7 protein-coding genes are annotated in these 7,148 nt (G+C 61.8%); 5 read left to right on the top strand and 2 right to left on the bottom strand.

Annotation, left to right across the window (positions count from 1 at the left end):
• The first annotated feature begins 89 nt into the window (after positions 1-89).
• Both AC5FXY_RS11795 and AC5FXY_RS11790 read left to right on the top strand, forming a co-directional pair.
• A complete protein-coding gene (locus tag AC5FXY_RS11795; RefSeq protein WP_493556878.1) occupies positions 90-416 on the top strand; it encodes a hypothetical protein in 327 nt (108 codons plus the stop codon).
• 53 nt (positions 417-469) lie between these two features.
• Positions 470-844: a hypothetical protein gene (locus AC5FXY_RS11790; protein ID WP_493556877.1), complete on the top strand. Its 375-nt coding sequence runs from the start codon at positions 470-472 to the stop codon at positions 842-844.
• A gap of 495 nt (positions 845-1,339) precedes the next feature.
• Here AC5FXY_RS11790 and AC5FXY_RS11785 read toward each other — a convergent pair whose 3' ends face one another.
• Together AC5FXY_RS11785 and AC5FXY_RS11780 are read right to left on the bottom strand one after the other, a co-directional pair.
• Positions 1,340-1,819, bottom strand: coding sequence for a hypothetical protein (locus AC5FXY_RS11785; protein WP_493556876.1), 480 nt, complete (start codon positions 1,817-1,819; stop codon positions 1,340-1,342).
• Complete coding sequence (locus AC5FXY_RS11780; RefSeq protein ID WP_493556875.1) at positions 1,819-2,547, bottom strand: ParA family protein; 729 nt, start codon at positions 2,545-2,547, stop codon at positions 1,819-1,821. Before AC5FXY_RS11780 ends, AC5FXY_RS11785 begins: the two co-directional genes overlap by 1 nt.
• 763 nt (positions 2,548-3,310) lie before the next feature.
• Between AC5FXY_RS11780 and AC5FXY_RS11775 the strand changes: the two genes are divergently transcribed.
• The 3 genes from AC5FXY_RS11775 (at position 3,311) to AC5FXY_RS11765 (ending at position 7,026) form a co-directional block, all read left to right on the top strand.
• Positions 3,311-3,787, top strand: coding sequence for a hypothetical protein (locus tag AC5FXY_RS11775; protein ID WP_493556874.1), 477 nt, complete (start codon positions 3,311-3,313; stop codon positions 3,785-3,787).
• 16 nt (positions 3,788-3,803) lie between these two features.
• Positions 3,804-4,835 (top strand): DUF5712 family protein, encoded by a 1,032-nt coding sequence (locus AC5FXY_RS11770; protein ID WP_493556873.1) that lies wholly within the window; start codon positions 3,804-3,806, stop codon positions 4,833-4,835.
• 1,246 nt (positions 4,836-6,081) lie between these two features.
• The gene (locus AC5FXY_RS11765; protein ID WP_493556872.1) at positions 6,082-7,026 is read left to right on the top strand and encodes a type IV secretory system conjugative DNA transfer family protein; all 945 of its coding nucleotides are present in this window, start codon (positions 6,082-6,084) and stop codon (positions 7,024-7,026) included.
• Positions 7,027-7,148: the final 122 nt, after the last annotated feature.

The following is a 7,148-nucleotide window of genomic DNA, read 5'->3' as shown; positions in this document are numbered from 1 at the left end:
GATCTGCCGCTGGTGGACCCTGTTATCGGGCTTGTTCACCGACGTAGTTCCCAGCTTTGATATCGGGCCCTTCTTCATCTTATCTCGCCATGAATTCCGCCATCCAACCTTTAAAGCAACTCCTGGTGACCTTTCAACAGCCGCTACGCTTCGTTATTCAGGATAAGGGCCTGGATTGGAGAGCCTACCAGTTCAATGAAGCGCTCCAACCCTACCTGGCCGAAGGCTACCAAATAGCTAACGTTCAGTACCACATTGGCGAAGGCATCCATTTTCAGGACCCTGGCACCCCCAGTGAGTCGCGGGGCATGCACCTGTTTGCCTGCGTGTTGTTTGAGCACAGCCCCCTACCCGCCCCGATTACCTCTCACAACGGCTCTTGGGGCGGCCCCAGTCGCCACGGCAGCGACTCGTAAGCTCCGCCGCCGGCCATTTCCCTTTTCCTCTCACGCCTCTTTGCTTGATGCTTATGAAAACGTTCTTCTGCCTTGCGCTGCTCGTCTTCTGCAGTGCTCTGGCCATCCCTGCTCAGGCCCAAACAGCCGCTGACTCGGCCCAAGCCCGCCTGCGGGCGCAGCAGCAGCGCACCCACGATGCCCAGCAGGTGCTGGCCACTCAGCGCAACCAAGCTGCTGCCAGCCGGGGCATCGCCGATGAGTCGGCCGCAGCCCTTAAACAGCAGCGTTCTGACCTGCACACGCAAAAGCGGCAGCTCAAGGACCAGCAATTGGCCGCCCGCGAAGCCCAGGCCCGGCAGAAGCTGGCCCACGACCAGGTACGCACGGAAAAAGCCCGGACCCGCGACCAGAAAAAGCAAATCCGAACCGGTACGCCGACGCCTTAACACTGTGGCTGGGGCGCCGCGCCACCCGGCGGCCTTGGGTAGCTCTAATTTCAGGCCGGCACTGCCCGTCGATGTTTCTGCCTGCCACCTAGCCCCGGATTTATCAGCCCGGTGCCCGGCTTTTGGACACCTGGGGCGTTATAGTAACCGGTTCCCCACCGCGCCAGGCGCGCTGCTACGCCCTTGCGCCAGCAGACAGAACCGTTTTGCACGACGAATCGGCGAACTTCGGTACTACTACTTTTAGGTAAGCCTGGGGTTCAAAGGCTGCGTAGGTAGGTTGGGTAACTGAATTACTTGCTTACTGCTTAAGCGGAGACTCAAAGCTTGCCGGCGGGAAGCTGGTACCGAAAGCCTTGCCCCCTCCCCTACCCCTGCTAAGAGTGCAGGGGAGGCGTCATCGTCGCATTGGTTTACGGGTCTGCTCCGCAATGGCCGCTTCTACTGCCCGCCAGCCCAGGCGGCAGGAGAAGCGGCTTCCCGGTGGCCCCTCCCCTACTTGGCCCGGGACGGCGGACCGTGCTGCAGGTAGTAGTTCACAGCTTCATCCACCAGCTCTTTCAGGTACACGCGGCGGCTGTGCAGCATGAGCTCCTCGTGGATGTAAGCCAGGGCGGCCCGCTGCGTCTCCCCTTCCAGCCGAATCAGTGATGGCTGCAGCCCGGAGGCGGCTGCCTCCGCGGCTTTGGCAGTTTCGGCTTTGGGCGGGCGCCCCCGCCCCCGCTTGGTGGCCTGCGCAACGGGGGCCGCCGGCTTGGCCGCGGGGGCGGGAGAAGCGGCGGGCGCGGGCACCGGCGGCGCTACGGCTACGGCCGGCGGGGTTGCCGGTGCTGGTTGCGGAGCAGGGACCGGTGCTGGTTCGGGCGCCGCCGCTGGCTCGGCCGCTACGGGGGCGGCCGGCATGTGGCCGGGCTGCCCGCGCAGCATGGACATCTTCTCGTCCGTGGAGATTTTCAGGCGTTGGATCTTGGCCATTACGAAACGAGTTCAGCGGTGAGGCCGGCGCGGGCAATCAGTTCGTCGCAGAGGGCACGTACTTCCGCCTCCACTGTGGCATCGGCACCCACCGCCCGGCGGTAAGCCGGATTCAGGTAGCTGTAGCGGGTGGACAGGCGCTTGTAGCAGCCGAGCTGGCGCAGCGAGGCCTGCAGGCGCGGCAACCCCAGCGCGTCGGTAAACTCGTCCATGTCCTTTTCCTCTTTCAGATTGGTGCGGTGCGAGTGCACGCCGAAAAACTGAAAGTCCAGGCCCTGCTCCTTGGAGAGGCGCGAAATCTCCTGCAGCAGCTGCATAAAGGAAATCGTAGCCAGGCGCTCGGCATCCGAGGCGCCTACCGGCACGAGCACCACGTTGGCCCCGCTGAGCACGTCGATCATGGCCGTGTCATCCGAGCGGCCCGGCACGTCGATAAAGACGACGTCGTACTCCTCGGCGATTTCATCCAGGCGGTCGTAAACCTGGGCCATGCTCACGGATTCCAGCGCGTAGGGAAAAGCCGGCTCGGCCAGCGTGCCGGCCTGGCGTTCCAGCTCGACGCTCGGCTGGTCGTTGGTCAGGCGCACCCCCGCCAGCGTCTGCTGGGAGTCGGCATCTACAACCAGCACGCGGTAACCGTAGTCCGCGGCCAGCGCACCCGCCAGCACGGTGATAAGGGTACTCTTACCAATGCCACCTTTCTGGTTGGCAACGCAGATGATTTTCATAAGGCAGGGGAACTATTGCAAGGTAATGCTGCATCGTACAAAGCAGCTTGCAAATAAAGCAGCTTGTTTCCTAGTTTTCAAAGCTACTTGTAAACTTGTTTTTTTGTTTCCTGGAAAATAAGAAAAATATATTACTGAGAAGTAAAGAAGTTAGGTTACCGGGAAACAAAGTGCGGTATTTACTATTATAATTATTTCTTAATAAATAAATATAACAAAATACTCGTAAACACAGAAAATGGCTTCTTAGTAAATATTAATCCAAAGCTCTTAAAAAACTTATTTCCTAAGAATTAAAGAAACAAAGCAGCAAGCTGGGCGTAAATCTTCCTGAAGCTATTATTGCTTTCCTGTTTTACTTGTTTCTTGAGAAATAAAGAAATGGTAGTCACCAGCTAAACTACGTGGTGGCACTTTGGCTTTAGGCCCGCACTTAACTTAAACATCATGGAGTAGGTCAAGGCAATCATCTGGGGTATAGCCCCGGCGTTCGACAAGGTGCAACGCTAGCCAGCGCACAGCTTAGCAATAACATGTTTATTTATTTCCTGGAAAATAAGTCACTTCCTGATGCTCCAACTCTTGTGCTAGTCCTCGCTACTAAACGCAGTACTAAAGGTAGTCAGCTAGTTAGCAAGAAGACTGCTACTTAACAGCGCTAACGCGCTGACCAAGCCGCAGTTATTGATCAACAGAGTTGATCAGCATTAGCCTCGCTAGTCAAGAGGTTGTCGGCCAGAGTTTAACTTTTAAAATTCAAGCTATGCCGGATAAGAAAGAAAAAGCGGCGGCGCAGCCCGGCACCGGGCCGCTAATCAAGCACCTGACGGTCAGCGGGCCGGCGCACCGCCTGGTAGCTGCGGAGGCCGCGCGCCTTAAACTTACCCGCACGGAGTACGCCGATGCGGCCATTCGCTACTTCGCCGAGCGCGGCTTGAACCCGGTGGAAGCCCAGGCCCGGGAAGGGCAGCTGATCATGGCCGAAGTAAAGCGGCTAGGGGACCGGGTATTTGCTTATCTGCAGGAGCAGGAGCGGGGAGTGCTGCTGGAAATGCTGCGTTTCCAGCTGCGGCTGCAGGCCGTGCAGGAGCAGACCCTGCGGGTGGCAGAGAATATTCTGGCTCCGGAAGGCGGCGAAATGCTGCATAAAATTCAGCAGAAAAATCAGGCGCGCATAACCGAGACCGTGGCCGCGGGGCTGGCCGCCCTGGAGGTAAAGCCGCTAAGTAAAAAGCATTAAACCGAGGGTTGTTGCCATGTATGCCAAGCTTATTAATCCGAAAACAAGCGGAGAAAAAGCCTATAATAACCGGGGCAGCGCGGCGCAGGCCCTGAATTACTTAACCCAGGAAGCCCGCAAAAAAGGGGAGGAGCCGCGCTTCTTTGATGGCCGGCAGGACAAGTTAAGCCGGGAGCAAGTGCTGGCTTCCGTGGACGGCAACACCAAAGGGCTGCGGGCCAGCGAGGCCCGGTTCTATTCCCTGGTGCTGTCGCCGAGCCCGGCGGAACTGGCCCACATCGGCGGGGGCGACGAAGCCCGGCTGCGGTCTTATACCCGCGCGGTGATGGCAGCGTACGCGGCCGGGTTTCGCCTGAAGGACGGCGGGGCCGTGGGGAAAGACGAGCTGGTGTGGGGAGCCATCATTCACCACGAGCGCCCGCACCGCGGCACCGACGCTGCCGTGCGGGCCGGGGAGGCCCGCTCCGGTCAGCCGCGCGCGGGCCTGCAGACGCACATCCACGTAATCGTTTCGGCCCGGGACCGGGCGCAGCGCGTCACCCTGAACCCCGGCGGCCGGGTTAGCCGCTTTAGCCTGCGCGACTGGCAGGAGCAGGCGCGGCTGCTCTTTGAGCGGCAGTTTCACTACCAGGGCCCGGTGCCCAGCCCACGCGTTGCTCCCGTAAGCCGGGAAGCCAGCCCCAAGCGCAATGCCCGCCTTGCCGAGCGCGTCGAGCAGCTAAACCGGCAGGCGGAGCCAGGGCAGCGCCTGGAGCCGGAGCGGGTGCAGCGCATTGCCCAGGGCCGGGGCTACGACCGCATTTTTTACGACCGGCTGCGGCGGCTGGAGGACCGTGCCCGGCTCGGGCAGCCCCTGGACAACGCCTATCACCTGCTGGCTACCGGCCGCGAGGAGCCGGCCCGGGCCAATACCGGGCAGCGGGTGCGGCAGGCCCTGCACTGCTTTGAGCAGGCGCTGCGCGCCACGAGCGGCCCCGAGCAGGTGCTTACCCAGCGAATCGGCGAGCTGCCCCGGCGCGGGCATTCGCAGTGGGAAGCCGAGCTCTAATACCAATCTGTTGTTTGCCTTAACCCCAATGCTTTATGAGCATGATGCGTGCCCCTCGACAACCGGCAGCTAGCCGCCTGGCCGGGCTATTCCTGGTCGCCGGGTGCCTGCTGCTGGTGCTGGCCGGCGGCGAGTACTACTTGCTGGCCCATCGTGAGTTGATGGCCGCCGCAACCACCCCGCCGCCGGCGGGCTCCGGCCTGGGCGCAACCCTTACCGCCCGCCTGCTGGCGGGGCTGGTGGGCTTTTACCAACAGGTTGGGCTAATGGTCCGCACGGCCGTGCTCATCGCCGCGGGGTTGCTGGCGGGGCTGCTGAAAGTGCCTTCCGTTCGCCCCGGTCAGCGGCGCTGGCAGCCCACGCAGCGGCAGCTGCAGCGCGTTCAGCTGGGGGCGGCCGGTATTGCCTTGCCGGGGGGAGTGTTGTTGTTGGCGCTGGCCTCGTTTTCCCCCGGCGTGATTGCCTGGCTGTACCCCGCCGCCGCCCTGCTCGTGCTGGGGGCGGGCCTGGCTGCGGGCGTTACGCGGGCCTTGCACAAAAGCGAGCGGTTCGGGCTGCGCACCGAGCGCCGGCAGCAGGTTTCCGAGCACGGCCTGAGCCTGGCCACCACGGACGGGGGCTGGATTAACATTCCCAACCCGTTTCGGGGCACGCTGGTGCTGGGCGGCGCCGGGGCCGGCAAGTCCTATTCGATTGGCGAGCCGCTGATTGAGCAGTTCACCGCGAAAGGCTTTGCCGGCCTGATCTACGACTTTAAATTTCCGGTGCTGGCCGAGGCCGCGCAAAAGGCTTTCGTGCTGGCCGATGCCAAAGCGGCGGCGGTGGGGGAGGGGCTGCGGCAGCCCGCCGTGCAGCTGCACGTCATTAACTTCAAGGACTTGGAGCGCAGCGAGCGGGTGAATCCGCTGCGGGCCGACAAGATGCCGGTCGTGGCCTACGCCAACGAATATGCCCGGGCTATCATGGCCAACCTGAACCCGGAGAGCATCAAAAAGATGGACTTCTTCGATACTAGCGCCAATGCCTTTCTGACGGCCATCATCTGGTTTTACAAAAAGAACTTCCCCGCGTTCTGCACCCTGCCGCACGTGGTGAACACCGCCCTGCACCCGGACTTTACCCACGTGCTGAGCATGCTCGACACCGACCCGACCCCGAGTGCGGGGACATGGTGCGCTCCATTACCACGGCCGTCAAGCAGCGGGCCGAAAAGCAGGTGGCCGGCGTTATTGCCTCGCTGCAGATTGTGCTCACGCGCATCAATTCCCCGGAAATTGCCTGGGTGCTCACCCCCGACGAGGCGCGAGGGGAGGGGTTTTCGCTGGAGCTCAACGACCCGCAGGCGCCCAAGGTGCTGGTGGTCGGCAACGACCCTACGCTAAAGGAAACCTTCTCGCCGGTAATCAGCTGCATCGTGGCCGTGGCCCTGAAGCTGATGAACCAGCAGCACAAGCACCCGAGCTACGTGTTTCTCGACGAGGCTGCGACCATCTACGTACCGGGGCTGGAGGTAATCCCGGCCACGGCCCGCAGCAACAAGGTGGCTATGGTATACATGACCCAGGATTTAAGCCAGATGGTCGACGCCTACGGCCGGGACAAGATGCAGGTGATGGTGAGCAACCTCAACAACCAGTTTTTCGGCAAGGTAAATTCGCTGGAAACGGCCCGGTTTGTCTCGGAGCTCGTGGGCAAGGAAGACCGCGAGATGGTATCAGCCAGTCGGGGCCGCAGCCACAACGGGGGCAGCCGCGGCGCCGGCCGCAGCGCCAGCCAAAGCGTGAGCTGGCAGGAGCGGAGCTTGGTGCGCCTGCAGGACGCCATCACGCTGGAAACCGGCGAGTTCATTGGCCAGACCGTGGAAACGGAGCAGCCTTTCTTCCAGGGCAAGGTGGATCGTCAGGCAGTGCCCGGCGCGTACCCGCTGCACCCGCTGGCTACGTTTGAAGGCAGCCCGGCGCCGGTACTGGCGGAAGCCCCGGTGGGGGAGGGGCCGGGACCGGATTGGCTAAGCCAGCGGCGGGCAGCCCGCCAGGCAGGGAGCAGCCCGGCAACAGGCTCAATTAGCGCTCTGCAGGCCGTCATTCAGGCCAATTTTGAGCTGATCCGCGAGGACGTGGCCGCCATCGTGGGGCAGTACGCCAACACGCTCAAACCGGGCCAACTGCCGGATAACGAGCCTCAGTTGTAAGGGCTAATCAAAAGTTCTGCGGGTGACTTTACCGATTTGGTACGGGTGAGCAGCACTTTCTAAAGTAGCCAGCCAGGTTGATATAGCTACAGCAGGCAGAGGACACTCCAGGCGAGCAGGAC

Source organism: Hymenobacter sp. FMD4 (genome assembly GCF_058932745.1).
The sequence above is the reverse complement of the archived record's forward strand: the minus strand, read 5'-3'. Positions and strand labels throughout refer to the sequence as shown.